Origin of the sequence: Nocardia brasiliensis IFM 10847, assembly GCF_000710915.1 — a bacterium.
In the GTDB taxonomy this organism is placed as follows: Bacteria; Actinomycetota; Actinomycetes; order Mycobacteriales; family Mycobacteriaceae; genus Nocardia; species Nocardia brasiliensis_A.
The window spans coordinates 55,723-81,247 of sequence record NZ_BAUA01000044.1 but is presented as its reverse complement, the minus strand read 5'-3'; the positions used below and the strand labels follow the sequence as shown (position 1 = coordinate 81,247).

Here is a 25,525-nt window from a genome sequence, read left to right as displayed (position 1 = left end):
TATTCAGGTTCCGAACCATGGTCACCACAACCGAGAGCGCCACAGACACGATCGATCTCCCAGCGCCACAGCACCGTTCATTCGCGGCTCGTTGGGCTACCTCATCGGGCATGCCGGGTACAGCGAGCGCCCGGAGGAGGCGCGACGAGATGCTAGGTCAAGATTCTGTCCGACCACGGAAGCGAACAGCTGCGGATTTCGAGACAGCAGTTCGCGGATGCTTCAGCGAATCGTGAAGAGTAGCAAGGCTACTGCGCCCAGACCTACGGCGAGTGGCAGACCGCACGCTGGACGAAGCGACGTCGTTGCCACAGCCGCCCGTGGGGCGGATCGGCGGTTCTCGGCGTTGCTGGGTTCAGGGCGTCCGATAAGCTCACCGCTCTGCACAGCGGCCGCGTCAGCAGCTCGGAAGCAATCCCGCCTCGCCGGGCTTCAGGCGGGCAATGACAACCTCCAGCGTGTCGAGAAAGCTCCGCAACTGCTCGGTCGGAACACCATCGAAGAGAGCTGCGGCCATCTCATCGCGCTCGCGCCGAAGTGTGGCAGTGAACGATTTTCCGCGCCGAGTGAGGTTAACAAGGGTGGCGCGGCGGTCGGTGGGATGAGGTTCTCGGGTGATGTAGTCCTCGGCGGCCAGCCCGTCGAGCAGGCCGGTGACATTGCGCGGGGTGACGGCCAGCAGATCCGCCAAGGCGCGCTGGGTGAGCGGCCCGCGGTGATGCAGCGTCCACAGCACCCGGGATCGCGCCTGGGTCAAACCCCGCTCGGCCATGCCGCGCTCCATCATCGCGCCCAGGACCTCGGTCAGCTCGAACAGCCGATCCGTTGCGGCACTGGCGGTCTCCCGCTCGCCCGGTACATCGTGAAGTGACTTCACTATGCATTGACCTCCTAATTCAAGTGTAAGCGAGGCGATGCCCACGATCGCAGAAGGCGGTGAGATGGAATGCCGCAAGAGGTGAAGAGCCGTCCGGTGTTCTCTCGTTTCTATGTCGGACTGGCGGGCCCGGGTCTCGAACGCGCCGGTATCGGGGAATATCACCAGCGCCTCACGGACGGATTGTGCGGGGGGTGATCGAAGTCGGAGCCGGTCACGGCCCGAACTTCGAGCACTACCCATCGTCTGTGCCACGGTTGGTGGCCGTCGAGCCGGAACCATTGCTGCGCCACCACGCCGAACACGCAGCCCATGACTTGTCGCTGCCGGTGGACGTTGTGGATGGTTCAGCCGAACGCATTCCGGCACAGGATGGCCGGTTCGGCGCGGCGGTTGTTTCTCTGGTGCTGTGCTCGGTGCCAGATCAGAGCACGGCGTTGGCGGAAATCGGGCGGGTACTCAAACCCGGTGGGGCACTGCGATTCTTCGAGCACGTTCGATCCGAATCGGCACGGCGGTTCGCCAGCGCGGCGGTGCGCACGGCGGGATAGATCTTCTCCACCTCGGCGCACGCCTGCCGGTCGGCCTCGTAGTTGTCCTTGCCCCCGAGGAACCAGTCGTACATCCTGGCACTGTGCGGCCGGTCGACGTGCAGGTCCACCGCCGTGTGGCGGGTATCGCTGTGGGCGGACATCGCGACTGTCTCTTTCCGTGACCGGAGCTGTTGACGGCTGGGGTGATGCGGGTGACGGCCTTTCGTTGCTGCACGGCCACTGTATCGCTGGCGGCCGCAGCGTATCTCGGGTTTCGTGCCCCCAGGTGCGCTGATCACCGAGATTGCCCGACCGGCGGTTTGCCCTGCGGGGTGCATCGACCGGGACGGTTCGACGGGCCGCTCGACACCGCGGCCACGCACGCACAACGCGGGAAGCCCAGTCGACGACGTTGTGACGACGTGTGACACCGGGACGGACCGACCGTCGCGGGATCGGATGCCGGGTGTCGGCGCGGACGGTTCAGGGCAGCGCCCTATTCGCGGGTGTCGGCATCATTCGCGATGGCGCGGATGTGGGTCCGGTACGCGTGAGCCTCGATCAAGGCACCCCTTGCGAGCAACGCGGCGAACTGTTCCTCGATCGATGGGTAGGGCTCGTCGTGGCCGGGCAAACTCGCCGCGTACTCGACTTCGCACATCCACCCCTGACCATAGGCATCGTCGAGAGCGGGCGCGCCGGACGGGGAGTTGCTGCCTTCCTCGGAGTTGTACGTCGCCGTCTTCGCCGAGACCGGAGACCACAGAACGATCCAGGCGAATTCCGACCACCCCCATACCTCGGCGAGCGGGTCGGTTGGCTCTATTCCGAAGTTGGCGATACCTTTCGCGTCGGTGGTGCGGTACAGGCTGATTTCCCGGTACGGCGGGTGGTAGGCGTTGGTCACCAACCAATATGCGGTGAGACCGACCCGCACCGCGGTGTCGCCCAGCCGCTGCGCCCACATGCCGTCCTTGCTGTAGTAGCGGTCGCCGGGAACGTCGAACATACGGTACGGAATGTGCACAACGCCTCCAGATGCGAGCGATCCAGTGGGTGAACGTGCGGATGGTACCGATGCAGGCGTTGACCTGCGCAATCAGGTGGCGAACGCGATCAGTTCAGTGGCGTCCGGCGCTGGTGTGAGGGTGCGGATGCCGTGTCGGGTGTTCGGCGCTATCGGCGTGTGGGGTTGGTGTGTGGTGGGGTCAGGAAGTGGTCGATGTCGACGATGAGGAACAGGGCGGTGGCGGTGGTGACCACGTGGGCGTGGTCGTTTTCGATGCTGGCGTGCAGGTGGAGTTTGCGGCCGTCGCGGGCGTGGATGTGGGCGCGCAGGGTGTAGGGGGTGTCGAGCAGGACGGGGGCGAGGTAGTCGATGGCGAGATGGCGGGTGACGGCGAGTTCTCCCACGCTGTAGAGCAGGAACCCGAACAGGTCGTCGAGGACGGTGGCGACCGCGCCGCCGTGGGCGATCGCGGGGGCGCCGACGTGGCGGGCGTCGAAGCGGTGGTGGGCGTGGACACCGTGGGCGTCGCGGCGGACACGCAGCTGGTGGCCGTGGGGGTTGGCCGGTCCGCAACCGAGGCAGTGGTCGTGGTGGGGTGGCAGGTCGGCGGATTCGGGTGTGACCACGGGGAAGGCGGGGATCCAGTCCGAAGTCTGGCAGTGTTGGGATCCGGGCTCGTGTATGCCGGTGTTGGGGGTGTCCTCGGTCATGGGCGCTTTCTGTGGGTGTGTCTAGCAGGGGTGTGTCTAGCGGGGGGTGGCGATGAGGATGTCGCAGTGGGCTTTGCGGGCGAGTGCGATCGGTGGGGTGGACAGCAGCCGGGCCAGCAGTGGTGAGCGGTGGGGGTTGGCGGTGACGATGAGGTCGGCGGCGGTGGTCGCGGCCAGGTGCAGCAGGGCGGGTAGGGCCGGTTCGGGCAGTATGTGGGTTTCGATGGCGGTCGCGCCGTGGGCGAGGGCGTGCTGGTGGGCGGTGCGCAGGATGGCTTCGGTGGGATTGCTGCCACGCAGCCGGTAGGCGTCGGAGCCGAGCAGGTCGAACTCGTGGCCGAGGGCGCGTTCGTCGACGTCGTGGCGGACGCAGATGATCAGTAGTCGGGCGTGGGTGGCGTGGGCCAGTTCGGCCGCGTGGTCGACTACGCGGTAGGAGCGGTCGGATCCGTCGGTGTCGACGATGATCGTGCGGTAGGCCGTCATGACGGGCGTCTTTCGCGAGAAGGGGTATATCTCAGGAGGACGGGGTGGGCGTGTGCGGACGTCGTGCGCGGGCGCGTCGGGTCGGGCCGGGGGCGAGCACGGCCAGCACGATCGCCCCGGCGCCGGTGAGGGCGGCCAGGGTGAGCGCGGCCTGGCCGCTGCCGTGCACGAACGCGGCCTTGGCGAACTCGGCCAGCGGCGCGGCGGCTGGTCCGGCCCGGTCGGCGACCTGCAGGGCGGCGGCCAGGGAATCGGCGACCGGGCCGCGAGCGGGCTCGGGCAGCCGGGGCAGGGCGGGCGCGATGCGGTGGGAGTAGCCGGCGGCGAGCACGCTGCCGGCCACCGCGATCCCGATCGCGGCACCGATCTCGCGGGCGGCGTCGTTGACCGCGGCGGCGACCCCGTGTTTGGCCTCGGGAGTGTCGGCGACGATGGCGTAGGTCGCCGGAGCGGTGCACAACCCCAGGCCCGCGCTCATGATCAGCAGCGGCCACAGCAGATCGAGGTAGTGCGCGGCGAGGGTCAACCGGCTCACCAGCACCAGCCCGGCGGCGATGGTGAGCAGGCCGGTCACGGTCATCACCCGCAACCCGACCCGGCTCGACAGCCACGGCGCGATCACCGAGATCACCACCAGCGGCACCACCATCGGCGCCAACCCCGCCGCCGAGGCCAGCGGCCCGTACCCGAAGATCAGCTGCAGGTACTGCACCAGCAGCAGGAACACCCCGAAAGTGACCAGGAACTGGATGGTCACCGACAGCGCCCCGGCACCGAAACCGCGGCGGGCGAACAACCGCACATCCAACAGCGGCGCCGCCGACCGCAGTTCGACGACCACGAACACCACCGCCGCGACCACACCGACCCCGGCGGTGACGGCGACGAGCGGGTCGGCCCAGCCGCGCGCGGGGACCTCGATCGCGGCGAACACGATCGCCGCGACCGCCACCGCCACCGCGACCGCGCCCACCCAGTCCACCGGCGGATGCTCGTACTGGCGCGACTCGGCGATGGTGCACGCCAGCACCGCCAGCACCGTCCCGGCCACGGTCAACCCGACGAACACCGACGACCACGACCACCGCTCCAGCAGCAGCCCGGCACCCAGAATCCCCAGCACCGCGCCGGATCCGGCGACCCCGGCCCACACCCCCACCGCCCGGCCGCGAAGAGCGGGGGTGAAGCCCGCGGTCAGGATCGACAACGTCGAGGGCATCACCAGCGCCGCGCCCGCCCCGGCCAGCGCCCGCGCCGCGATCAGCCACCCCGGCTCGTCCAGCAGCAGCGGCAGCGCCGACGCGGCGGCGAACACCACCAGCCCCACCACCAGCACCGCGCGGCGCCCGTAGCGGTCACCGACGGCTCCGGCGGGCAGCACCAGGCACGCCAGCACCAGCGTGTAGCCGTCGACGATCCAGGTCAGCTGGGCTTGGGTGGCCCCGGTCGCGACCGCGAGCTGCGGCAACGCCGAATACAACGCCGCCATCGCCGCGACCACCAGCGCCACCGCCAGGCACGACACCGTCAGCATCCACCACTCGGCCCGGCTCCAGCGGGCGATCTCGACCGTGTCCGTCCCGGGTGTGGTCACCGACACCTCCCGACTTTAGAGACCGACGGTCTCTGTGAGAGAACATTATTATCACAGCGGTCGGGGCGTGCGATAGTGTTCACGCATCACCACGGGGACGAACCAGACAAATCGGAGGAGCGCGTTCATGACCGACCCGGATCCCGCGACGAGCGGCCCGCGCACCGCGGACGACGAGCAGGCCGATCCGCGGCTGGCACGCTCACGCAACCGGTTGCTCGACGCGGCCACCCATCTGCTGGCCACCGGCGGTGTCGAAGCGGTCACCGTCGAGGCGGTCACCCGCGCGTCGAAAGTTGCCCGCGCCACCCTCTACCGGCACTTCGGCAGCACCACCCAACTGCTCGCGGCGACCTTCGAACGGCTGCTCCCCCACGTCGACACCCCCACCGGCACCGCATCGGTGCGCGAGCAGCTCATCGCGCTGCTCACCACCCAGGCCGACCTCATCGAACAAGCCCCGGTACAGATGACCACCCTGGCCTGGCTGGCGATGGGATCCATCGGCGACGACCACCCCGACCCCGACCACCGCGACCCGGACGCGGTCACCTCACTACGCGCCCGCGTCATCGAGCAATACCGCCACCCGTTCGACCAGGTCCTCACCAGCCCCGAGGCCCGCGCCACACTCGGCGAACTCGACACCACCTTCGCCATCATCGAACTCCTCGGCCCGATCGTGTTCGCCCGCCTCACCGGACTACGCACCATCGACCACGACGACTGCACCCGACTCGTCGACAACTTCCTCACCACCCACCGAACACACACGACCGTAACCGCGACGGACGACTGAGTCCACGACCGCGCTCACCCGAACCGTGCCGCCCACCCCCGCACCAGCGCCCGAGATTCCCGAGCGCTGCAAGCGTCCTGGCCCACCCGAACGTCCGCCGTCGTGAGGACCGGTCCGATTCGTTCGGCTCAGCGGTCGGCGTCGAGCTGCTGCAACGCGGTCGCAACCAACGCCAGCACACCCGGCGGGAAGAAATACTCGGTGCGTGAAGTCGCGCCGAGCCCGACGCGGCGGCAGCGTACCAGATCCGAACATCGGAACTCGTCACCAGCGACGGTGACATACGCGGTGCGGATCGCCCGTGTCATGTTGGCGATCGACTTGAGGCCGGTCAGCTCCCGTACCCGATCGGCGCTGACCCGCCCACCCTCACCGATCATGACACGGATCAAATCGATGCCCCGCGGTGCGGTCTTGGCCAGCACCCGGACCGCGAGCTCGACATTCCACTCCAGGTACGAGTCATTCCAGGCCAACACTCGCACCGACCCGACTTCCCCGTCCACCACCGAACCCTCGGCACGGGCGTGCGCCGGTGCGACGGAAAGGCGTTCGGCCACCGCCACCAGCGCGGCCAGCAGCCCCAACTGCACCCGCAATTCGACCGGCAACTCGGCGCCGGCCACTTCGTCGAGGACGGACCGCAACTGTTCGCGCGCGTAATCGAGAGCATCGAAATCCGGCACCGCCCGCAGCACCTCCACCGCACTCAACGTTTGGCCAGGATATCCACGAACCGACCTATCGAATCGGGTCACCGACCGAGGTACCAACAATCTCGACGCCGATCACGCGGCGGAGACGGCGGCGAATCCAGGTAGGCCGCCCGACCGCCATCAGCGACGGACATGGCTTCAATGGCCCCACGGCGAACATCCGCGGCACGTGCGAGAGGGAAACCCCAGCTCCACCACACAATTGAGGACCAGACCCAGGTCCGAGAGCTGGTCGCCGATGCACCGCTCGCCAAATCGACGAGCTTCGAGCGCCGATCACCATCCAGATCCACCACCTGCTTGATGCGATGAGTGAGCGTGAAGTCGCTGACTTCATCAGCGATCTGACGCTTCCGCTGCCGGTTACCGTGATCGGCGATCTCCTCGGAGTCCCGACGGCCGACCGGGCCGTCCGGGAACTGTCCAGCCTAAAAGTAGCGACCCGATGACTCATTTGTTTTGCCCCCCACCCGAGAAGGCCTGGCACTACGGATCCGGTGCGCTACACGGCCTCTTTGCTTGGACTGGTCTTGACAGGGACGGGTCGCTCAGTGAAACGGCCCACGTTCGCTCTCGGTCTGGACACCGACCCATGGTCTGAAACGCCAGATGGGTGATGTTGATCGGCGGCCGGTCCTCGACCGGGACCGAGTCCAGCCCAGGAACAGGTGCGGTCAACGAATTGCGGGCAATGATCGAACCCAAGCGGGGATCTCGGGCGTCCCGCGGACCTCGCCGTCCACCAGCATCCCGCCCAACCGCAGCGGCACCGGCCCCTCGGTGGTGAGGGCCAGTTCGAACGCGGCCAACTTCGCCGGTTGCGAATCATGCCCGTCCAGTTTTGTGAAGCGTTGGCGCTCGACCGCGCGTCCACCAGCCTCCAATCCCGACCCGCCACGCCCCCACATCATCGATTGGCCTTATCCTGCAACAGATCTCACGGCGATGGCCGCCGATCCTCTCCAGTAATCGGCACCAACTTTGCGCGATGGTGGCCCAAGCATCATCACCAATTCACCGTCGAACCCGAGGCTATGGCAGCCTCGCCGACTACACACGCAACCCCCCATGTCGACACTATCGCCGCCGCACATCGGGCCGCGCAAGCATGGACCACCCTTGCCGAAGCTGCGGTAGCCGGTGACTTCTCATCACAGGCTGTATTCCAGCCGATTGGTCCAAGCGTCCACGCAGATGCCGTGTCAACCGTCGGGGGCCGGTTCAGCGCGACCTGGTACAACAGGTCCATCGACCTTTGATTCGAGCCCAACTGTCAGATGGTTTCGGCCTCGATCAGCTCGATATTCTCGATTCGCAGCGTCGCAGACGGATCGATTCGGACTCCACGGGCCCGTGCAGAGGCATCGATAATTCCCCAGATGATTGCGCTGAGATGCTCGCGGAAGGCCGAGCGGGACATCGCCGCAGTCGGGTCTGATTGCGAGTTGATCCACCAATCAGTTGCGGAGAGGCTCGCACCTATGATCGACTGCACCACCAAATCGATGCCCGCAGTGTCCGCACCAGCGTTCTCCAGCACTGTCGCGAAATGGCCAGCAATGAACCCAGCCAACTCGCGCGCGTCCTCGAGAGCCTGATCGGATTCCGATGAGCTCTCGATGAAATGGCTGCGAACGAGAAACTGGAATACATTGCGGTGCTCATCGACCAGTTGCGTATACTGCTCGGCGAGCTGATTCATCACCTTACCGATCGGATCGGATCCGAAATCGACCGCTGCGAGAATATTGGACCACATGAGATCCTTCGCGCGTTCCACGACCGCAGCACGAAGGCCCTGTTTGTCCTTGAAGTGGCGATACAGTTTGGGTTTTGTCGCCCCCGCTTCCCGAGCGATATCGTCCATGCTGGCGTCAGGCCCGTACTTGGCGAAGGCCACATACGCGGCATCAACCAGCTCCGCTCGCACTAGGACCCGGTGCTCTGCCCAACGGCTTGATCGTGCGTCAACTCGTCGAACCACCGAGCTACCGACCTCCAGAACCCTCTGTCGCGCACCTGCCACCAGGACGATCGTACGCTACTGGTCATGTGAGCGGCCAATCGCATGAGGCCGATCGACCGGCTGATCGAGCGGACGAAGACAGCCGCCGGCTGTGCCGTGGCCGGGCGGTCAGTCAAACGTCACCGTTACGGTGTCGGTGATCGGGACCGATTGGCAAGCCAGCCGATCACCCTCCTCGAGGTCGTCCTCGTCGAGCACGTCGTTCACTTTCATCTCGATATCGCCATCCACGACCTTGCACACACACGCGCCGCATCCTCCTTCTCGACAGGAGTACGGTGGTGAGAAGCCTTCGTTCAGCAGGACTTCGACGAGCGACAGATCCTTCGGCCACTGCAACTCGGCGCGCTCACCGTCGAGATAGACCACGAGACGAGCTTGCTCCGTTGTCATCGATTGTTTTACGCTGTTTTCGATGTCGAACGGATCGGAGCGAAGAGATTGGAAGACTTCTCGATGGAGATTTCGGTGCGGCACACCGACTTGATGCGCAACATCGACCACTAGATCCATGAACGCTGCCGGGCCGCACACGAAATACATCCGATTCTGATACGCACCGCAGAGTTCCGAGAGAGTTTCTCGGTCTGGCAATCCGCGCTCGCTCTCCAGCCATTCGATCAGATTGAGCCGTTCCGGAAACTGTTTAGCCAGATAGCGGAGGTCCTCGCCGAAGATGACGCTCTCGGCGTCTTGGTTCGCGTAGAAGAGAACGAGATGACCACCCCCCTCCAGCAGAGCCGATTTGACAATAGAAATAATCGGCGTGATGCCGCTGCCAGCTGCTAGAAATACCATATCCGCGTCGAAGTCCTTCGGCGTGAAGTGCCCGCTCGGCGGCAGAACAGTCATCGTAGCGCCAGCGACAATGTTGTCACACAGCCAGTTGGATCCGTACCCACCTGCTGTGCGCTTCACCGTCACGGCCAACTCGTCCTCGGCATATGGGGAACTCGAAAGCGAGTAGCAGCGTGCCACAGGTTTTCCATCACCACTCCCGGGGATACGCAATGTCAGAAACTGTCCAGGATCGTACGAAAATACTTCCCATTGGCGCTCGGGGACATCAAACCATATGGACACCGCGTCCGGTGTCTCCTGCACCACACGGGAAACAGTGAGTTCGCGTGGCGTATTTATTTTCGAGAACATACCTTCTCCATCAATGCTGGACAGCTTCTCCCGCTCATCCATCTAGCCGGCGGACCGATACCAACTGCGCTACTTCACCAGACCGTATCGACGGCCTATCGCGTATCCCACGCGCGCCAGAGGTGCGTTTAGGTCCTGATACCTGGGTCCCACCGCCCGCGTGATGAGATCGAAACCCAGGGCATCGGGTCCTACGAGGACTCGTGGCCTGTTGCGGCGGACGCCCTTGAGGATCACATCTGCTGCGCGGTCCGGCGTGGTGAGCGCGATCCGATCGAATCCAGCAACGATCTTCTCTTCATCGCCGATCACGCCGACACCCCGTGCATCTCGCACGATATTAGTGCGAACACCACCGGGATGTACGCATGTCACACCGATGGGTAACCGGCGGATTCGCATCTCCTGCCGCAGTGCTTCGGTGAATCCTCGCACGGCGAATTTCGATGCATTATACGCACTCTGGCTCGGTATAGCCATCAACCCGAAAACGCTCGAGACATTGACAATGTGGCTGTCACCCGAATCGATCAGATCCGGAAGAAACAGCTTCGTTCCGTTGACCACTCCCCAGAAATTGATGCCCATCAGCCATTCGAAGTCGCTCCACTCCATGTCCAGTATGTCGGCGCCCAGCGCAACACCTGCGTTGTTGATCACCATGCTGACCGAGCCAAAGTCAGCGAGGACACGACTCCGGTAATCTTGGAATGCGCGACGATCGGCTACATCGAGCTCATAGTGCTGGCATTCGGCCCCCAAGGACCTGCATACGGAAGCGGTTTCCTGAGCGCGCTCACCGTTGATATCGGCAATAGCCAGCCGCGCACCGTCGACAGCCAGCCGGATTGCGACCGCGCGGCCGATTCCCGAACCACCCCCGGTTATCGATATGACTCGATTACTGAAATCTCTCATTTCGGAAGATTCTCCTTCCCAGGCGAATTCGAGGCGTCGACGCTACGGTGCGCAGGGGCCGATTCGCCGACAAACCCGAAATCCGACGCCGCGAGTTTGCGAGTCCGCCGCCAGTACTGCCAAGTGAAACCCGGCCAGACCGTTCGATTGACGCCCTGTGCGTCGAGGTACCAACTTGTACACCCGCCGCTGCTCCAGACTCCCTTCACCAGCTTCCGCTGGATCTCGGAGTTGAACTTCCGCTGGACCGGCTCACGCACCTCGAGCGCGGCCGCGCCGCGCTCCTTCACAAGACGGATCGCCGAGATTATGTATCTGATCTGGCATTCGATCATGAAGACCACGGAGTTGTGGCCGAGCCCGGTGTTGGGGCCGAGCAGAAAGAACAGGTTGGGGAACCCGGCGGTCGTGATGCCGAGATGCGTCTGAATCCCCTCGTCCGACCAGACCGACGCGAGTTCCTTGCCGGACGCGCCCTTGAGACGCAGGCTTTCGAACCCATCTGTCACATGGAAGCCGGTCGCGTAGATGATCACATCTACTGGGCGCTTCTCGCCGGTACGAGACACGATCGCACCCTCAGCGATCTCCGAGATCCCATCGGTTATCACGGTTGTCGTGGGCCTATTCAGGGCTGGATAGTAATCGCTCGAGCCGAGGATCCGCTTACAGCCGATGCGATAGCTCGGGGTGAGTTTAGTGCGCAATACGGGATCGTCGATTCCCTGCGCGATATTCCACTTGGCAATACTCTCGAGCGGGCGCATAAGGTTGAGATGGCCGTTGAGGCCCACCGACAAGGATTCCGCCGACCAGTATACGGCCGTTCGAAGCCCCTTCGCGAGGATCGGCACTCTGGTGAACAAAGCCCGAACAGCCTTCGGAAACTTGATGTTCTTCCGAGGCAGCACCCATGCCGGCGTGCGCTGGTACACGTGCAGTTCGCTGACGACCTTGGCGATCTCGGGAATGAACTGGATCGCACTCGCTCCGGTACCGATAACAGCGACCTTCTTGCCCGCCAACGAGCAGTCATGATCCCATTGCGCCGAATGAAATACTGTGCCGCCGAAGTTCTGCTGTCCCTCAATCTTGGGAATGCTCGGTATGTGCAATGCTCCTACCCCCGAAACCACGAACCGAGCAATATACTCGTGACCGTCCGAGGTGACCAGATGCCAAGCAGAATCGTCGGAATCCCAATGTCCGGATTGCAGCGCCCGGCCGAAGTGAGTCCGCCGATACAGATCATACTTACGCGCAAGGCCGGTGAGATAGTTCTGGATCTCATCCTGCCCCGCCCAGAGTTGACTCCAATCAGGTTTGGGCTCGAAGGAGTAGGAGTACATGTGCGAAGGAACGTCGCATGCACAGCCCGGATACGTGTTGTCACGCCATGTTCCGCCGATCTCGGTCTCTTTCTCGATCAGCAAGAAGTCGTCTATTCCGGCTTTCAGTAATTGAATTGCCATCCCCATGCCGGAAAAGCCGCTTCCCACGATGAGAACTTGTGTCCGATGCACTTTTACCTGCGCTTCTTCACCTCCCGCGCCATCGGACTTGTAAACATAATTTCCAGAACGACTGTTTTTCATCGGCTTCCTCTGACCGTGCGGCTCGCCATAGCGTTAGCCACTGAGATTTTATCGTGCCCGCAACGTACGCGAATATCGGACCGTTCTACCAATAAGGTCACAGGAACGATCGATGGTTACCGCATGCGAGCGGTATCGGCTTTCACTCGTATTTTCCGCGCTGCGGTCCCCACGTTTCGCCGGACCGCGCCCAGTCACCGCTGGGCGATGTCGCTGGGAAGGCTCCTCGACAGACGCCAAAGGAACAGTGTGACCCGGCCTTCCAGCATGCCGGCCTCGTCGAAGAATCGGATCATCGGCTCGGACATGAACTGAAGGTTCTCCCGGTAGTGCGGACCGAACTGGCACGCGAGGAACCCTCGCAGCGGATGCACGCCCACCACACGGTACAGCCTCGGGTTGATCAGAATCGGATATGCCAAATTCGCAACGACCGCGAGCACACCGCGGTGCCATGCCCGCGAGACCCGTCCACGCGCACGCATTCCCTCGACAAGTTCGGTTCGCGCGAAGGTGATGTGGCGGGCCTCCTCGAGCACGTGAATCTTCATCAACTGCCGGACCTGCGGCTGTAAGCGTTCGTCGTTCATCGCTTCACGCTGGGCGCGATCGAGTATCTCCTCGATCAATAGGGTCGCACCCTGGATAGACGGCCCCAGCGGGATGAAATGCAGGATCTTCGCCAGCGAAAGGAACCCGCGTGGAAGCTTGTAAGGCGCGATGCCCGTTTTGGCGATCAAGCGCGCGAACATCATGGAGTGACGGCTCTCGTCGCCAACCTCGGCGAGTGCGTACAGCGCCTTGTTGTCGACGAGGTCTCCCGTTGTATTCATCCGCAACAATGCCATGCTCAGCAAATTCTCGGCGTAAATTCCGAAGCTCAAGATGCTGACCAGTTCGTGCTTGCCCAGCTCGATCTTCTGCTCATCCGACAGTCGATTCCACAGCCCGGTGCCGTAGAGCGACACCCGGTGCTCGGGAAGCCATGCCTTGTCCGGCAACCACGGACTATCCCAGTCGATGTCGACTTCGGCGTCGTAAAACTTCTCGGCAGAGGTCTTGAGCAGCCGCCCAGCCGATCGTTGCAGATCAACGGGTCGGCGACCGCTCACGCGCGCCATACCGTCGGTGGTTACGGCTATAGGCCCGGCGATCTGGGCCCGAACATCACTTGTTGTCATTTGTCCATCCTTCGACTCGGCCGATGACTCGCATCGACGCATCCAGCACGGAGTGACATCCCGTCACAGTTGCCTGGGCACCCGGTCAAATTACCCTTACGGCAGGTAGCGGATACTTCAGGTATGAGGTAACTTTGACCACGGCGGACCGGATTGTCAAGCGGTCAACGCCCCCAGATCCCAGCGCCGGTCCGCCCTACCTGCAGTGCTGGTGGATCCCCCGCGGGGCGTCGACTGTCGACCAGACGAAGGAAACCACAGTGAATTCTCACAGTCCGCACGATGACTCCGACTACGTCGGGTCGGCGACGGTGATCATCGCCAGCAACGAAGTCGAGGTGCAGGTCGAACTGCGCGGCTTCTTCCAACCCATCGATGGCCGCTTCTGCTGGTACGGGCGAGTCCGCCAGAGCGACATTCTCGACGAGTTGCTACAGGGTCGCCGCCGTTCGGTGGTGGTCCGGACTTGTTCCGGCGAAGCTGCCGGGACCATCGGCGATCGAGACTTTTGGGGCCGCTACCGAATCCAAGGTCGCGGGCGTCCCCCTTATCCCGTGCCGTCATCGCTGGAGGAGGTGGAGGCGACACCGAGTTGAGTCGCAGGCCCCCTCGCGCGAAAGCCGATGACGAACCATTGCGAACGGAACCGAAAACGACATGATCCGTCTTGGAGACCGACTCGCCGCCCGACGATCTGCGGCCTGGACGATGACGGTGACCTGCGCCGCGGTGGCTCTGGTTGTCGCCGCCATGGCAGCGCTCTACACCGCGCTCCCCGCTATCGCGCTGGACACCGGAGCTGACCAGAATGCGCTCACCTGGATAGTCGATGGATATACGCTGGCGCTTGCCTGCCTGGTGTTGCCCGGGGGCGCGATGGGCGATAGATACGGCCGTCGACGCGTTTTGACCGTGGGACTGGCCGTATTCGCGGCCGCTTCCCTGGTACCAGTGTTGGTCGATGCCCCAGTATGGCTCATGCTGTCCAGAGCGGTGGCGGGCGTGGGAGCCGCCCTCGTCATGCCGGCGACTCTGTCGCTTCTGACCGCCAACCTACCGATGAACAAACGGGAGTACGCGGTCGGAGTATGGGCAGGTATCGCCGGTTCGGGCGGAGTGATCGGCATGGTTGGATCCGGTCTGCTCCTTACTCGCTGGTCATGGCACTCGATCTTCGTCGGCCTGACCCTCGTCGCACTGCTGCTGCTGGTTCTGGGCTTCACCGTCCCCGATTCTCATGACATCGAACGCCCACAGCTGGAAGTTCGCGGCATGTTCTTGGTGGTACTCGCCATCGGTACGGCGGTATTCGCCATCATCGAGGCTCCATCGCGCGGTTGGACTGATGGCTGGGTGTTCGCCATGGGAGCGGTCGGAGCGGTGAGCGTCGCTGCCTTCATCGTCACTGAACTCCGTGCCGAGCACCCGTTGCTGGACGTACGGCTCTTCCGCCGCCGGGGCTTCTCGAGCGGTGCGCTGTCGATAACCATCCAGTTCCTCGTAACTTTCGGCGTGATGTTCCTGCTGGTACAGCATTTCCAGCTCATCTTGGGATTCACGCCCCTGCACTCGGCCCTGGCACTTGCCCCGATGGTCGCTCCGCTCATCGCGATGTCGCTCGTCTCACCGATGATCGCGGCGCGGGTGGGGCTCCGGTTGACGACCACGACCGGGCTTCTGACCATCGCCATCGGCTTGTTAGCCCTCCAACACCTCGACTCCGGTTCGTCCTACCTCGACGTGCTCTCACCTCTGCTGATCATGAGCGCTGGCCTGGGCATGTCGGCCGCCCCCGCCACCAACGCGATCATGCTCGACACACCGTTGGAGAAGCACGGGGTGTCGGCTGCTGTCAACGACGCGACTCGGGAAATCGGCGCGGCCGTCGGTATCGCCGTCGCTGGCAGCATCCTGTCGGCGAACTACTCGTCGAGAATCGGCGAAGTCTTGTACCGCCTTCCTGAGCCTGCTCGCGCTCCCGTCCGCAGCTCCCTGGCCGGTGCACTCGAAGTCGCTGAACGCGCGGGTGCTGTGGGGAAGCCTCTCGCCGACTATGCGAAGGCCGCCTTCTGGGATGGAGTGGAACGGTCGGCGTTCGCCCTGGCCGTAATCAGCCTTGCCGGCGCGCTGATCCTCATCCCACTGTCACCCGGACGCCCAAGCACCGGAGGCAGCAGCAGGTTCCGTCGCATCCGTCAATGCGGTCGATTTCATCTGCGACGACCCTGGCGTATGCGCGCCACTCGAACGGATCGATCGGAGTCGGCGTCGATCACTGAACCGGCGCAACAGTAAACCGAACGTACCATCCGAAGTCGTTCATATCGTTCCAGCTCAGGACGTGCTAAAGAACGGCTGCCCTGGGTGAAACGGCCTCCTTGACGAACTAGGTGTGGCTTCTCGGGCGCTGGCGCAGGACCTGTGCTGCCCGATGGGACTGGAACGAACAACCTCGGCGGGTTGACACGTATTCACGGAATTCGACCTGCGGGAATCCTCGGGGCCGAATGCGATTCGGGAACTTTTCGCATGTCACAGGCTCGTGTGCGTCGCGCCAGGGGTGGTTTCAGACGGGTCGAGCGAGGGTGGGCAGTGCGGCTTTGTAGGCGGTGATGGCCTCGTCGGTGGCTCTAAGCGGTATCTCCGGCGTGGTTACCGGCATAAATCTCGAAGGTGTCAACTCCGGCCCAACTGTGGATCTGGCACGAATTTCGGCTGCTGGTGATCTCAGGCGATCCGTGAGATCGGTCTGGTGAGGGAGAGTTGATGGAATCGTCTGGGAGGCTTGGGTTTCAGTCTGTTCGGATGTTTACTGAGGCGGATGAGGTCGGTTCCGGCGGCGGTGAGGACATGCTGGACGTGTGTTCGGGCCAGGCCGCGGTAGCGGCATCGGCGCAGGCCGTGGGCATGGATGGTTTCAGACACGGTTGCCTCGCATCCGGCGCGTGCAGCGTATTTCTGTTGCCAGGCAGGGGTTTTCTGCTCGACCCTGGCGTGGGACTGGATCTTCTGCAGTGGCCCGGGCAGTAGTAGCAGGTGCCTGCCCTTGTCGTCGACGTTGCCGGTGCACTGGCGGCGCATGGTGCAGTCGCGGCATTCACCACGGCGGAACAGCACCGAGATGGCGGGGCGCTGGTCGGCGACGGTGGGTTTCCAGGGCGGGCTGGTGATTCCTTGCGGGCAGGTGGCGGGTGCGGGCCTGCCGGTCGATGACGAAGTCTTCCTTGGTGAAGCCGGGATGTTCGCTGGCGCGGGGATCTTCGCGGACCGGCCCGATCACGGTGACGGCATGCTCGGTGGCGGGGTGATGGATGACCTGCGGAGTGATGTAGCCGGCGTCGACCAGATGCTCGCCGGGCAAGAGTTTCTGGTCGGCCAGCGCCGTGTGGATGGGGTCGAGGGCGTGGACGTCCTGCTCGGGGGCCGTGGTGGTCAACACGTGCACGATCATATGGGGCAGGTCGTCGTCGCAGGTTTCGGTCTAGTGGACCTTGTAGCCGATCCACTGGGCCTTTCCCGGGCGATGGCAGAAACGAGCCTCGGGATCATGCGGGGAGACGATTTCGGTCCCCGACCAGGGCACTTGCTCCGAGGTCGGGTCCGGCGACCCCGTCGCGGCCGATCTCGATCGCCTGGGCGCCGACCGGCGGCTTCGGCGGTCCTTGGTCTGTTTCGCGTCCCGCCATCGCAGCTGACCGGCGCTGTCGAACCAAAACTGCTGAACCCACACTTGCCGCAAGATTTCAGCCTGCGTCCCCTGGCGCAGCCGTTTCGGGACGTCCGGGCCCGCGAGAGCTCGTAACAGCTCGACCCCGTCGGCGCCGACGGTCAGAACCCAGGCGCGCTTGGCATCGGTCCCGCGTGGCAGCCGGTCGTAGCGGATCGGGAGGCGTAGCGCTGCTCCCCATTTCCGGGTCCATGATCTCCGACAGCCATTCCGGTGCCGCGCCGGCGATTTCGACCAATGCCGCCCGCCGCGTCTCGCCGATCCGCTCCAACCGTGACAGCGTGCGCACCGCAGTCAGCACGTGAGTGGAATCGGTGCGCTGGCGACCACGGGGATTGACGAGCCCAGCCGCGGCCAGACGCTCGACCATCACCGCCAGCAACCGATCCGCTCGATCGCCTTGGACCATGCGCTCACGAAACCCGCACAACACCGTGTGATCGAAACCCGCTCCGTCCAACTCCATCCCGAGGGCGTAATTCCAGTCGATCCGGCACACCACCGCATGGGCAGCTTGGCGGTCAGTCAAGTTCTCGGCGAACTGAAGCACCGACACCAACGCCAACCACGCCGGTGACAGACCCGATCTCCCGTCGGCCGGATATCTATCAGCGAAATCGGAATCCAGGAACACCCCGTCGAGCCGATCTCGAATCCACATTGCCGGTGTCCCACCCGGATTGGCGGCCCAGGCCGTGCGAACCGTCTCCACCGGGATCGTTCCACCGCATCCATGACCCATCGCCATGACCATCACCCCGTCCACACATACACGCCCTACCCAAGAGGTAGCACCTGTCAATGCATGGTCACCAGTGCCGAAACCCTAGATCACCAGCAGCATCCGCAAACCGTGCCCGATCCAGTATTGGACCGGAAGCGACAGAAGGTCGAGTTGTACGCGGCGATCCGCCGCGATCTTCGCACGGGAGTTCCAAGGCTCGCGGTCCAAACGTAGATGTCAGATCGGCCGCGACACGATCGACAGGGCCGTCCGCCTCGGTATGGCCCGGGGCGCGCAAGGACTATCCGGCAAGAATTCCAAGCTCGACTGGTTCAAGTCGGTGATCGATGGAACGTTGCGTACGGATCTGGACGTGCCAGGCGAGCAACGCCACACCAAGATACGGGTCTTCCACCGTGCGCACCGTTACGGGCGTGATCGTAAACCACTGATCCGCATCGAGGCCGGCAGCGAGTCGGCACAGGCGTAATCCCTGGTGCCGGTGCCCGAGATGTCCTTGGCGGCCGAGCTACGGGCCCGAGTCCAAGCCTTCGATGTCGCCGACGGATCGGCGCCCACGCGGTCACCTTCGGTGAATATCCCGCGGCGTAATCGGCTGCGCTCAAACCATTCCGGACAACAAGTAGAGAGCCGGGGAACGGCCCATGCACGAATCGACCATTACGGGCGAATCACTGTGCGCACCGACTGATGCTCGGTGCCGGTGCAAATGACCGGGGGCCCGGAGTTGAGGTGCTGCCAGGCCGTCTCGGTGGTTGATCGTCTACGACGGGCGATTCGCGGCGGGTCCTGCGTGACCATCTCAACTCCACACTCGAAATCTGTGCTCGGAAGCGAGTCGCGTACCACGGCATTCGTCGCCGCGGGGCGCCCCTCATGCACCCCGCGAGCGGACGAATATGTTCCGGACCGCCCAGCATCGGACAATGGGCCGGGGCACCCATCTCCGGGCACTGGACGAGTCGCGGATTCGAAGACGGAGGCATTCAGGACAAGGTCGTGACCGCCAGGGCGCCATCGGCGTACTGAGCGCGCAGGCGCTTCTTGTCGAACTTGCCTACGCTGGTCTTGGGCACCTCGGCTATGAACGTCCAGCGTTCCGGGAGCTGCCATCTTGCGAACTTGTCGGCGATGAAATTGCGCAGTTCCTCGGGCTTGGCCTCGGAGCCTTCCTTCAGCACGACGGCTGCCAGCGGGCGCTCGTCCCATTTCTCGTCCGGCACGCCGATGACCGCCGCCTCAGCCACGGCCGGGTGACCCATCACCGCGTTCTCCAGATCCACCGACGAAATCCACTCGCCGCCGGACTTGATCACGTCCTTGGACCGGTCCACCAGGGTCAAGTAGCCATTCGGAGTGACCTTGCCGACATCACCAGTCCGCAGCCAGCCGTCGTGGAACTTGTCCCGGTCGATCACCGTGCCATCCTGCGAGTAGTACGACCCGGTGATCCACGGGCCGCGAACCTCCAACTCGCCCATCGACTGTCCGTCATTGGGGACCACGGAACCGTCGTCGGCGACCAATCTGGCCTGTACACTGGCCGGGAAGCGGCCCTGGGTGTAGCGGTAGGCCCACTCCTCCTCACCGGTTACCCCGCCGGGCGGGTACGCGACGCTACCCAACGGCGAGGTTTCGGTCATCCCCCACGCCTGCAGAATCCGCACACCGTGCTTCTCTTGAAAAGCCCGCATCATCGACGGCGGCACAGCCGCCCCACCCATCGCGACCGAGCGTAGGTGCGAGATGTCCTGCGGCTGCGTTTCGAGTCCGGCGAGCACACCGCCCCAGATGGCCGGCACCGCTGCGGCAAAGGTCGGCTTCTCCGACGCCATCATTGCCAGCAGCGGCTCCGGCTGCAGGAAGCGATCTGGCATGAGCAGGCTCGCGCCGGACATCAAGGCCCCGTACGGCAGTCCCCACGCATTCGCGTGGAACTGCGGGACGATCACAAGAACTGTGTCGGAGCCTAGCAGGCCCATGCCGTTCGACGAGCCGACCTGCATGGCGTGCAGCCAACTGGAGCGGTGCGAGTAGACGACGCCTTTCGGATCACCAGTGGTGCCAGAGGTGTAACACATTGCGGCGGCGGATCGTTCATCAATCACCGGGAAGTCGTAGTTGTCCGGCTGTCCAGCGAGTAGTTCGACATAGGAGTGCACCTGTACACCTTGGGGCGCCTGCACTGTCGAGGCGTCACCATTGGTGACGATCACGTGCCGGACCGTCTTCAGGCTCGGCAGGTATTGGGCGAACAGTGGCAGCAGCGAGCCGTCGACGATCACAACCTTGTCCTCGGCGTGATTCGCTACGAAGACCAACTGCTCGGGGAAGAGCCGGATGTTGAGGGCGTGCAGCACCGCCCCCATCGCGGGCACCGCGATGTAGGCGACCATATGCTCGTTGTTGTTCCACATGAATGTGCCGACGCGGTCGCCCTCTTCGATCCCCAGCCCGCGCAACGCGTTCGCCAGCCTGGCGGAATCAGTGCCCAGTTCGCGGTAGGTGACGGTGCGCACACCGTCACCTGTCCACGTGGACACCGTGCTGTCGCCCTGGAAGGTCGAGGCGTACCGCAGCAGTGTTGCCAGCGACAGCGGTTCGTCCTGCATAGTGCTCAACATCAGAAACTCTCCCTGCAGTAATTCATTGTGCTCAGCATCTGAAGTCCCACTTTCGACGTGGTCTTTCCTTGACATCCCGGTGCCGTTATGCGACGTCGCTCCCCGAGTGCGCCATTTGCAGCGTCAGTCCCAGAAGGTGGGCCGCAATCTCACCGCGGCGTTCATAAGGCAGGTAGTGCCCGGATTGCTGGAAGATGACCAAGTGGCTACATGGTACGCGCCGGTGGATCGCGCGAGCGTGATAGGCGGGAGTCAGAAGATCTCGCGATCCCGCCAGCACGACAACGCGGCAGGCGAATCGCTCTAGTGATAAGTAGCGATCATGGGAAAGAATCGAACGAGTCAGCTCTGCGACGCTGCGAGAATCACTTCTCGCCAGCTGGCCCACCGCTCGGTTCAGGTCATGGCGGTACGGCCGGGCCCCGAACAAGACGGCACGCGTCAGCTGTCGTACGATGAGCAGCGGCCGGGAGGGGATCAGGAGAAGCGGTGCTGCGGTCAAAGCGAGCGACACCAACCGCGACCAGATTCTGCGGCGCATCAGTCGCCCGAGGACATCTCCGGCCGCGGTCGCCACGAACGCGACGCCAATTACCCGCGCTCCGAGGATTGCGCAGTGGCGTTCGGCCAACGCCATCAATGTCATTCCGCCCATGGAATGCCCGCCGAGCACGATCGGCCCGGTCGGCGCGAATGCAGAGACGACTGCCGCGAGATCGTCGGCCAGCAGTTCGAGGTTGGCTGGAGCAGATTGCGACTCCCCGTGTCCCCGATGGTCGTAGGCGAGCACACGTACGGTGGGATCCGCGGTGACGACGAGTTGTGCGACGTCCTCCCAACTCTCGTGCGACAGTGCCAATCCGTGTGCCAGGACGATCGTCACCCTGGGGGTCGTCGAGCCCCATTCGACAATCTGCAACGTCGGCCCATCGTCTCGGTGGAGCATGTACCTTCGAGGGGGTGTAACGGTTGTCGATATCGAGGTCATTCGTTCAGTTCCTTGCCGCGCGGCCGTATCGCCCGGCCTATTTGGCGGGGAGGGCCGTGTCGATGCCGCCGACATCTGTGACCTTCCAATCTGCGTTCTTGTCCAGCGTCACGGTGTAAGTAACGGTTGTTTGCGCACCCTCCGGCGTCTGAGCACTGGTCGATGTCACACTCAGAAACACATTCACAACGTAAACACCCGCATCCTCCGACTTAACCGCCGCAGCGATGGGAGTTGCATTGGAAGTCCACTTCAGCGGCAGCACAATTTCCTTGAGCTGCGGGGCGGTGAGCTCGAACTTGTTCGCCAGAGCTGGAGAAGTGTTTGATTTCAGATTGCGTACCCAATCATCGAAATTCTGATAGTCGATGTTCGATGCGCCGACGGCGTATTCGGAGGCGACTTTCTCCGCTTGCTTCTCCGCCGCTGCTATGGCGTCCCTTTCCCGCAACTGATTCCTCGCAGTGAGCCACAGCAGAATGGTAGCGGCCATGACTACGACAAGTAGCGCGACCAGCGCCCCGACAACAACGGAACGCAAGCCTACCGATACGGTTCTCTCCGGACCGTTCCGGGTTTGCTCGGCTGCTTCTGTCGCCTGACGCGCATCCGACCCTGCGGGTTCGGTTTCGGCGTGGCCGTCGATTTTGTCAGCAGTTTCTAGTGGCATGGCGTCCTCATTTGGTTCGAATTTTCCGATCTATTTGATGCCGATACGCACATGCAACGCGTCCTCCCCGGTGACGCTGAGAGCACGTGCTATGAGATCGCTGATGTCTATTTGTGGCATGGATGTCTTCGCACTATCCGCCAACGGCTGAACAGCTGGTGCCAGATTCCGCAGGTCGGGTCCGATGCGACCGAGATAGTCCGCGACGTTGCTCAGAAAGGGGACGATGCCGTTGCCCTGCACGTAGTCGTCCGGCATGTTTCCTATTCGCGCCAGCCGGGCGATGGCATCGGCGATGAGAGCGCCCCACGCTCCTGCCTCCTCCCACAGGGGACCGGCGGCGGCCATCCCCGGCCCGGCCCAAGCCATATCAGCACCCATCGTCTGCAAATTGGCGAGGATGCCGCGGATCGCGGGCGACCTGCTCAGGATCGTCTCCGACAGCAGTGTCGTCGACGCTGCTAGCCTCGGCATAATCTCTTCCGTTCCCGACAGCGCCCGATCCAAGGTCTTGACGATATTGCTGATCGCCTGTGGATTCAGTTGTTCGAGCAGTCCAGTGACAGTCTGCGCCACGTCCGGTATGGAGCGCGGCAGCGACACTTGAACCGCATCGATACGCTGGCCATCCGTCAGGTAGGGGCCGGAATCGTTTTTCGGTACGAACTCGATATAAGGTTCCCCGAGCCCCGACAAGTCCTCAACACTCGCGGTTCTTGCAGCGGGAATTCTGTACCTCGAGTCGATATCGAGTTCCAATTCGACACCGCGTTCGACTTTATCGATCGATGCAATCTCCCCCACCTTCACACCACGCAGCAGTACAGGTGAACCCGATAGCAGACTTCCAGCCCGGGGAAGAATCATCGTCACATGAATCCGGCTACCGAAGAAGTCTACTCGTAATACACCGAATGTCAGATACCCGATCCCTAGAATCAATACCAATACGATCGCGGCGAGAGACAGTGCCGAACTCGATTTCACCGCACCGCTCCGATCATCCGCAACGCCGAAAGAATCCCGTCGATCCGATCGACTTCGGATACCGACGAGCCTTCGGCGGCTTCGATTCCTGTAATATTGATCTTTGGTCCATGCTCCACGAACGGAATGACCTTGTCACGTAATATCGCCACGATCTTGTTGAAATTCGATGGGGCCGACAGATCCAGAGGACGAGACGTGAACAACAGCGGTACGAAGGCACGGGCGGCCGCGTCGCCCGATTGCGCAAGTGGGCCGATCCATCGAAGGGAATCTGTCAGCAGTTTGAACCCGTCGTACAGCGTGATCAACCCGATCATCGATGTCATCGACGCAGCCGCCTGGTCCACTCCGGAATCGGTGAGCAGATACTCCAACTCAGGTGTTCTGCTCAGGACGACATCGGTACTCGCCCGCAGTCCACCGAGCAATGCGTCGACGGCATCCAGATGTTCTGCCAAGTCTTCGATATCCGTACCCAGTACCTCCGAGATCGAGGCGGTCTGCCGTGTGTCCGTCGGCAGAACCGAGTTCACCCGGTTGATGATTTCCTGGGCTTGCTGTATTGCTCCCCCTTGGACGAAAGTTGCCAGGACATTCATGGTGTCCTCCACCTGCAGCAATGGCTTCGTCTGGGCTCGCCCGATAGTGGCGCCGGGTGCGATGACGCCGTCGCCGCCGGCCGCCGGCGTGATCAGCGCGACGGAGACGTCCCCTAGAATGGTCGGTTGGCGGAGCTCAGCTGTGGTGCCGACAGGCAGTCGAACCGACGCCATCATCTCCACATCGACCACGACATATCCGTCGTTTTCCTTCCCGGCGTCGATCAGCGTGACATCACGCACAATTCCGGCGTGCAGACCGTCGACCGTCACTGTCGCTTGTGACGGCAGGTTCAGCGTGTTGGCGAACTCGATTCGGATCCGATACCGCTCCCCTGATATCCCAGTCCCTGGGACAGAAATCGCGGCCGGATCGAATCCGCACCCGGAAACCATGCCCACAAGCGCCACAGCGGCCGCGGCCACCAATCGAGCCAGGCCTGCGCGGGGAGTTCTCGCTACCGCGTGTATTCGCAGAGTCATCACCGCGCTCCTGCCATTCCGAGTACCAGAGGAAGCAGTGACACATGCGCCAAACCATCCGCGGCGGTGCCGCATCGGCCGGGTGCGACAAGATCGATCGCGGCACATACTCGATCGGCATCCGCTTGCGGCAACGCCACCCGCGGCGGCGCGTACGTCAGCACAGGTCGACCGCTGTTCGCGTCGGTCACGTTCTGGAAGGCTTGCACCAGCGGCGGTGCCATGTCGATAATCTCCTTCATTGTGCCGACATTCGCGCTGGCGAGGCGAGCCAGAGGGACGGTCGCGTCGAGCACTTGAAGGATTTGGTCGCCGAACATGGTGGTGATTTCGTTTAGCCACGGCACGATGATTCGCAAGGAATCGATGATCGAGACCGTGCGCTCGAAGATGCCGTGATCGATCACCTCCAGGCCTGGTGCCAGACGGGTGATCATGGCCTTGATATCTCCCCATCCGCGGGCGACGCTATCCGTCAGTGTGTGCAGCGAATCGATGAGTGCTCCGATGTGCCCGATCGCGGCATGGGGAGAATCGAGCGCCCGACCGAGTTTGAGAATTATTTCGTTCATTCTCGGACCGGTGCCGGACAACGAGGCATCGAGTGCGGCGATCTCATCGGATAGTTGCCCTCGCTGTGCCGGATCATTTCCATTACTGATTTCGTCCGCAAGGTCCCCCAGCGCATCGAGGGTCTGTGTCATGCTCTTCGGCGTCAAAGTACGGGAGATGCACTGCCGGGAATCCCATTCGACGTCAGATTCGCTGTCGTCGAGTATCGCGAGGGAGCGATCCGCAACGATGGTGTCCGAAACGGTGGTGGCCGACACCTCACCCCGCGGTGAATAGCTCACATCTACCTCGAAATCGACCTGTACTGCGTCGCCACGCGGTTCGATGCGAGTCACCGTACCAACTCTGACGCCGCGCTTGGTGACATGGTTTCCGGTATACAAACCAATCGCATCCGGCATGGTCGCGCAGTAGCCACGCATCTTCTTGGGCGGATCTATCATCGCGAAGTACCCGACGATCAGAATTGTGCACACAACGCCGGCGCCAAGGACGGACGCAAGCCCCCGGGACGCCAGTAGCCTGTTCAT

The 25,525-nt window shown here is 63.2% G+C and carries 26 protein-coding genes and 1 pseudogene; 4 read left to right on the top strand and 23 right to left on the bottom strand.

Features of this window, described 5'->3' with window-relative positions; genetic code table 11:
• Positions 1-397 precede the first annotated feature (397 nt).
• Positions 398-922: a MarR family winged helix-turn-helix transcriptional regulator gene (locus NBRGI_RS08990; RefSeq protein ID WP_200881383.1), complete on the bottom strand. Its 525-nt coding sequence runs from the start codon at positions 920-922 to the stop codon at positions 398-400.
• Between the two features lie 14 nt (positions 923-936).
• On the opposite strand from NBRGI_RS08990, the pseudogene NBRGI_RS49855 reads away from it, so the two are divergent.
• Positions 937-1,338 (top strand): annotated as a pseudogene (locus tag NBRGI_RS49855) (class I SAM-dependent methyltransferase); the annotation flags it as partial.
• Here NBRGI_RS49855 and NBRGI_RS49000 read toward each other — a convergent pair.
• From NBRGI_RS49000 to NBRGI_RS08960, 5 genes are all read right to left on the bottom strand, one after another.
• Positions 1,302-1,571 (bottom strand): SAM-dependent methyltransferase, encoded by a 270-nt coding sequence (locus NBRGI_RS49000; protein ID WP_029894429.1) that lies wholly within the window; start codon positions 1,569-1,571, stop codon positions 1,302-1,304. The pseudogene NBRGI_RS49855 and the gene NBRGI_RS49000 overlap by 37 nt on opposite strands.
• A 335-nt stretch (positions 1,572-1,906) precedes the next feature.
• Positions 1,907-2,419 carry a hypothetical protein gene (locus NBRGI_RS08975; RefSeq protein WP_029894427.1) on the bottom strand — a complete coding sequence of 171 codons (513 nt, stop codon included), beginning with the start codon at positions 2,417-2,419 and terminating at the stop codon, positions 1,907-1,909.
• Between the two features lie 167 nt (positions 2,420-2,586).
• Positions 2,587-3,129, bottom strand: coding sequence for a PaaI family thioesterase (locus tag NBRGI_RS08970; RefSeq protein ID WP_029894425.1), 543 nt, complete (start codon positions 3,127-3,129; stop codon positions 2,587-2,589).
• A 36-nt stretch (positions 3,130-3,165) separates the two neighbouring features.
• Positions 3,166-3,615: a universal stress protein gene (locus NBRGI_RS08965; RefSeq protein WP_029894423.1), complete on the bottom strand. Its 450-nt coding sequence runs from the start codon at positions 3,613-3,615 to the stop codon at positions 3,166-3,168.
• Between the two features lie 31 nt (positions 3,616-3,646).
• Entirely contained in the window at positions 3,647-5,149 is a 1,503-nt protein-coding gene (locus tag NBRGI_RS08960; protein ID WP_228791292.1) for an MFS transporter, read from the bottom strand.
• Between the two features lie 187 nt (positions 5,150-5,336).
• Between NBRGI_RS08960 and NBRGI_RS08955 the strand changes: the two genes are divergently transcribed.
• The gene (locus NBRGI_RS08955; RefSeq protein ID WP_029894420.1) at positions 5,337-6,008 is read left to right on the top strand and encodes a TetR/AcrR family transcriptional regulator; all 672 of its coding nucleotides are present in this window, start codon (positions 5,337-5,339) and stop codon (positions 6,006-6,008) included.
• Between the two features lie 128 nt (positions 6,009-6,136).
• On the opposite strand, the gene NBRGI_RS08950 is transcribed toward NBRGI_RS08955, so the two are convergent.
• The 8 genes from NBRGI_RS08950 to NBRGI_RS08915 all read right to left on the bottom strand — a co-directional run bounded on the left by NBRGI_RS08950 (position 6,137) and on the right by NBRGI_RS08915 (position 13,596).
• Entirely contained in the window at positions 6,137-6,721 is a 585-nt protein-coding gene (locus tag NBRGI_RS08950) for a hypothetical protein (RefSeq protein WP_029894418.1), read from the bottom strand.
• A 489-nt stretch (positions 6,722-7,210) separates the two neighbouring features.
• Positions 7,211-7,402, bottom strand: coding sequence for a cytochrome ubiquinol oxidase subunit I (locus NBRGI_RS48995; RefSeq protein WP_228791290.1), 192 nt, complete (start codon positions 7,400-7,402; stop codon positions 7,211-7,213).
• Positions 7,399-7,635, bottom strand: coding sequence for a hypothetical protein (locus NBRGI_RS48990; RefSeq protein ID WP_228808858.1), 237 nt, complete (start codon positions 7,633-7,635; stop codon positions 7,399-7,401). Before NBRGI_RS48990 ends, NBRGI_RS48995 begins: the two co-directional genes overlap by 4 nt.
• Before the next feature lie 362 nt (positions 7,636-7,997).
• Positions 7,998-8,654, bottom strand: a complete 657-nt coding sequence (locus NBRGI_RS08935; protein ID WP_051727596.1) for a TetR/AcrR family transcriptional regulator — start codon at positions 8,652-8,654, stop codon at positions 7,998-8,000.
• 204 nt (positions 8,655-8,858) lie between these two features.
• Entirely contained in the window at positions 8,859-9,902 is a 1,044-nt protein-coding gene (locus tag NBRGI_RS08930) for a ferredoxin--NADP reductase (RefSeq protein WP_029894412.1), read from the bottom strand.
• 69 nt (positions 9,903-9,971) lie between these two features.
• A complete protein-coding gene (locus NBRGI_RS08925; RefSeq protein WP_029894410.1) occupies positions 9,972-10,820 on the bottom strand; it encodes an SDR family NAD(P)-dependent oxidoreductase in 849 nt (282 codons plus the stop codon).
• A complete protein-coding gene (locus NBRGI_RS08920; RefSeq protein WP_081872549.1) occupies positions 10,817-12,415 on the bottom strand; it encodes a flavin-containing monooxygenase in 1,599 nt (532 codons plus the stop codon). The genes NBRGI_RS08925 and NBRGI_RS08920 overlap by 4 nt, the downstream gene beginning before the upstream one ends.
• 194 nt (positions 12,416-12,609) lie before the next feature.
• Positions 12,610-13,596, bottom strand: coding sequence for an AurF N-oxygenase family protein (locus NBRGI_RS08915; RefSeq protein ID WP_029894405.1), 987 nt, complete (start codon positions 13,594-13,596; stop codon positions 12,610-12,612).
• A 260-nt stretch (positions 13,597-13,856) separates the two neighbouring features.
• Between NBRGI_RS08915 and NBRGI_RS08910 the strand changes: the two genes are divergently transcribed.
• A complete protein-coding gene (locus NBRGI_RS08910; RefSeq protein ID WP_029894403.1) occupies positions 13,857-14,192 on the top strand; it encodes a DUF4873 domain-containing protein in 336 nt (111 codons plus the stop codon).
• 61 nt (positions 14,193-14,253) lie between these two features.
• Positions 14,254-15,891, top strand: a complete 1,638-nt coding sequence (locus tag NBRGI_RS08905; RefSeq protein WP_081872547.1) for an MFS transporter — start codon at positions 14,254-14,256, stop codon at positions 15,889-15,891.
• A gap of 432 nt (positions 15,892-16,323) precedes the next feature.
• On the opposite strand, the gene NBRGI_RS46250 is transcribed toward NBRGI_RS08905, so the two are convergent.
• The 9 genes from NBRGI_RS46250 to NBRGI_RS08860 form a co-directional block, all read right to left on the bottom strand.
• Complete coding sequence (locus NBRGI_RS46250; RefSeq protein WP_235204471.1) at positions 16,324-16,767, bottom strand: transposase; 444 nt, start codon at positions 16,765-16,767, stop codon at positions 16,324-16,326.
• Positions 16,694-17,035 (bottom strand): hypothetical protein, encoded by a 342-nt coding sequence (locus tag NBRGI_RS48985; protein ID WP_228791194.1) that lies wholly within the window; start codon positions 17,033-17,035, stop codon positions 16,694-16,696. The genes NBRGI_RS46250 and NBRGI_RS48985 overlap by 74 nt, the downstream gene beginning before the upstream one ends.
• Positions 17,036-17,339: 304 nt before the next feature.
• Positions 17,340-18,077 carry a transposase gene (locus NBRGI_RS46245; protein WP_148310749.1) on the bottom strand — a complete coding sequence of 246 codons (738 nt, stop codon included), beginning with the start codon at positions 18,075-18,077 and terminating at the stop codon, positions 17,340-17,342.
• A 977-nt stretch (positions 18,078-19,054) separates the two neighbouring features.
• Positions 19,055-20,692, bottom strand: coding sequence for a long-chain fatty acid--CoA ligase (locus NBRGI_RS08885; RefSeq protein WP_029894395.1), 1,638 nt, complete (start codon positions 20,690-20,692; stop codon positions 19,055-19,057).
• A gap of 85 nt (positions 20,693-20,777) precedes the next feature.
• Positions 20,778-21,575 carry an alpha/beta fold hydrolase gene (locus NBRGI_RS08880; RefSeq protein ID WP_158439828.1) on the bottom strand — a complete coding sequence of 266 codons (798 nt, stop codon included), beginning with the start codon at positions 21,573-21,575 and terminating at the stop codon, positions 20,778-20,780.
• Positions 21,576-21,717: 142 nt separating this feature from the next.
• Positions 21,718-22,350: a hypothetical protein gene (locus tag NBRGI_RS08875; RefSeq protein WP_228791192.1), complete on the bottom strand. Its 633-nt coding sequence runs from the start codon at positions 22,348-22,350 to the stop codon at positions 21,718-21,720.
• Between the two features lie 30 nt (positions 22,351-22,380).
• The gene (locus NBRGI_RS08870) at positions 22,381-23,337 is read right to left on the bottom strand and encodes an MlaD family protein (protein WP_029894390.1); all 957 of its coding nucleotides are present in this window, start codon (positions 23,335-23,337) and stop codon (positions 22,381-22,383) included.
• Positions 23,334-24,365, bottom strand: a complete 1,032-nt coding sequence (locus NBRGI_RS08865) for an MlaD family protein (protein ID WP_235204465.1) — start codon at positions 24,363-24,365, stop codon at positions 23,334-23,336. Before NBRGI_RS08865 ends, NBRGI_RS08870 begins: the two co-directional genes overlap by 4 nt.
• Positions 24,366-24,421: 56 nt before the next feature.
• Positions 24,422-25,525 carry an MlaD family protein gene (locus NBRGI_RS08860; protein ID WP_158439826.1) on the bottom strand — a complete coding sequence of 368 codons (1,104 nt, stop codon included), beginning with the start codon at positions 25,523-25,525 and terminating at the stop codon, positions 24,422-24,424.

Bases quoted from the DNA above. Each gene is read 5' to 3' on its own strand.
- NBRGI_RS08905 (WP_081872547.1), top strand. From the start codon at position 14,254: ATGATCCGTCTTGGAGACCGACTCGCCGCCCGACGATCTGCGGCCTGG.
- NBRGI_RS08920 (WP_081872549.1), bottom strand. From the start codon at position 12,415: ATGAAAAACAGTCGTTCTGGAAATTATGTTTACAAGTCCGATGGCGCG.
- NBRGI_RS08930 (WP_029894412.1), bottom strand. From the start codon at position 9,902: ATGTTCTCGAAAATAAATACGCCACGCGAACTCACTGTTTCCCGTGTG.
- NBRGI_RS48990 (WP_228808858.1), bottom strand. From the start codon at position 7,635: ATGATGTGGGGGCGTGGCGGGTCGGGATTGGAGGCTGGTGGACGCGCG.
- NBRGI_RS08885 (WP_029894395.1), bottom strand. From the start codon at position 20,692: ATGTTGAGCACTATGCAGGACGAACCGCTGTCGCTGGCAACACTGCTG.
- NBRGI_RS08965 (WP_029894423.1), bottom strand. From the start codon at position 3,615: ATGACGGCCTACCGCACGATCATCGTCGACACCGACGGATCCGACCGC.
- NBRGI_RS08925 (WP_029894410.1), bottom strand. From the start codon at position 10,820: ATGAGAGATTTCAGTAATCGAGTCATATCGATAACCGGGGGTGGTTCG.
- NBRGI_RS08915 (WP_029894405.1), bottom strand. From the start codon at position 13,596: ATGACAACAAGTGATGTTCGGGCCCAGATCGCCGGGCCTATAGCCGTA.
- NBRGI_RS49000 (WP_029894429.1), bottom strand. From the start codon at position 1,571: ATGTCCGCCCACAGCGATACCCGCCACACGGCGGTGGACCTGCACGTC.
- NBRGI_RS08970 (WP_029894425.1), bottom strand. From the start codon at position 3,129: ATGACCGAGGACACCCCCAACACCGGCATACACGAGCCCGGATCCCAA.
- NBRGI_RS08875 (WP_228791192.1), bottom strand. From the start codon at position 22,350: ATGCCACTAGAAACTGCTGACAAAATCGACGGCCACGCCGAAACCGAA.
- NBRGI_RS46245 (WP_148310749.1), bottom strand. From the start codon at position 18,077: ATGGTCATGGCGATGGGTCATGGATGCGGTGGAACGATCCCGGTGGAG.
- NBRGI_RS08955 (WP_029894420.1), top strand. From the start codon at position 5,337: ATGACCGACCCGGATCCCGCGACGAGCGGCCCGCGCACCGCGGACGAC.
- NBRGI_RS08860 (WP_158439826.1), bottom strand. From the start codon at position 25,525: ATGAACAGGCTACTGGCGTCCCGGGGGCTTGCGTCCGTCCTTGGCGCC.
- NBRGI_RS08960 (WP_228791292.1), bottom strand. From the start codon at position 5,149: ATGCTGACGGTGTCGTGCCTGGCGGTGGCGCTGGTGGTCGCGGCGATG.
- NBRGI_RS08975 (WP_029894427.1), bottom strand. From the start codon at position 2,419: ATGTTCGACGTTCCCGGCGACCGCTACTACAGCAAGGACGGCATGTGG.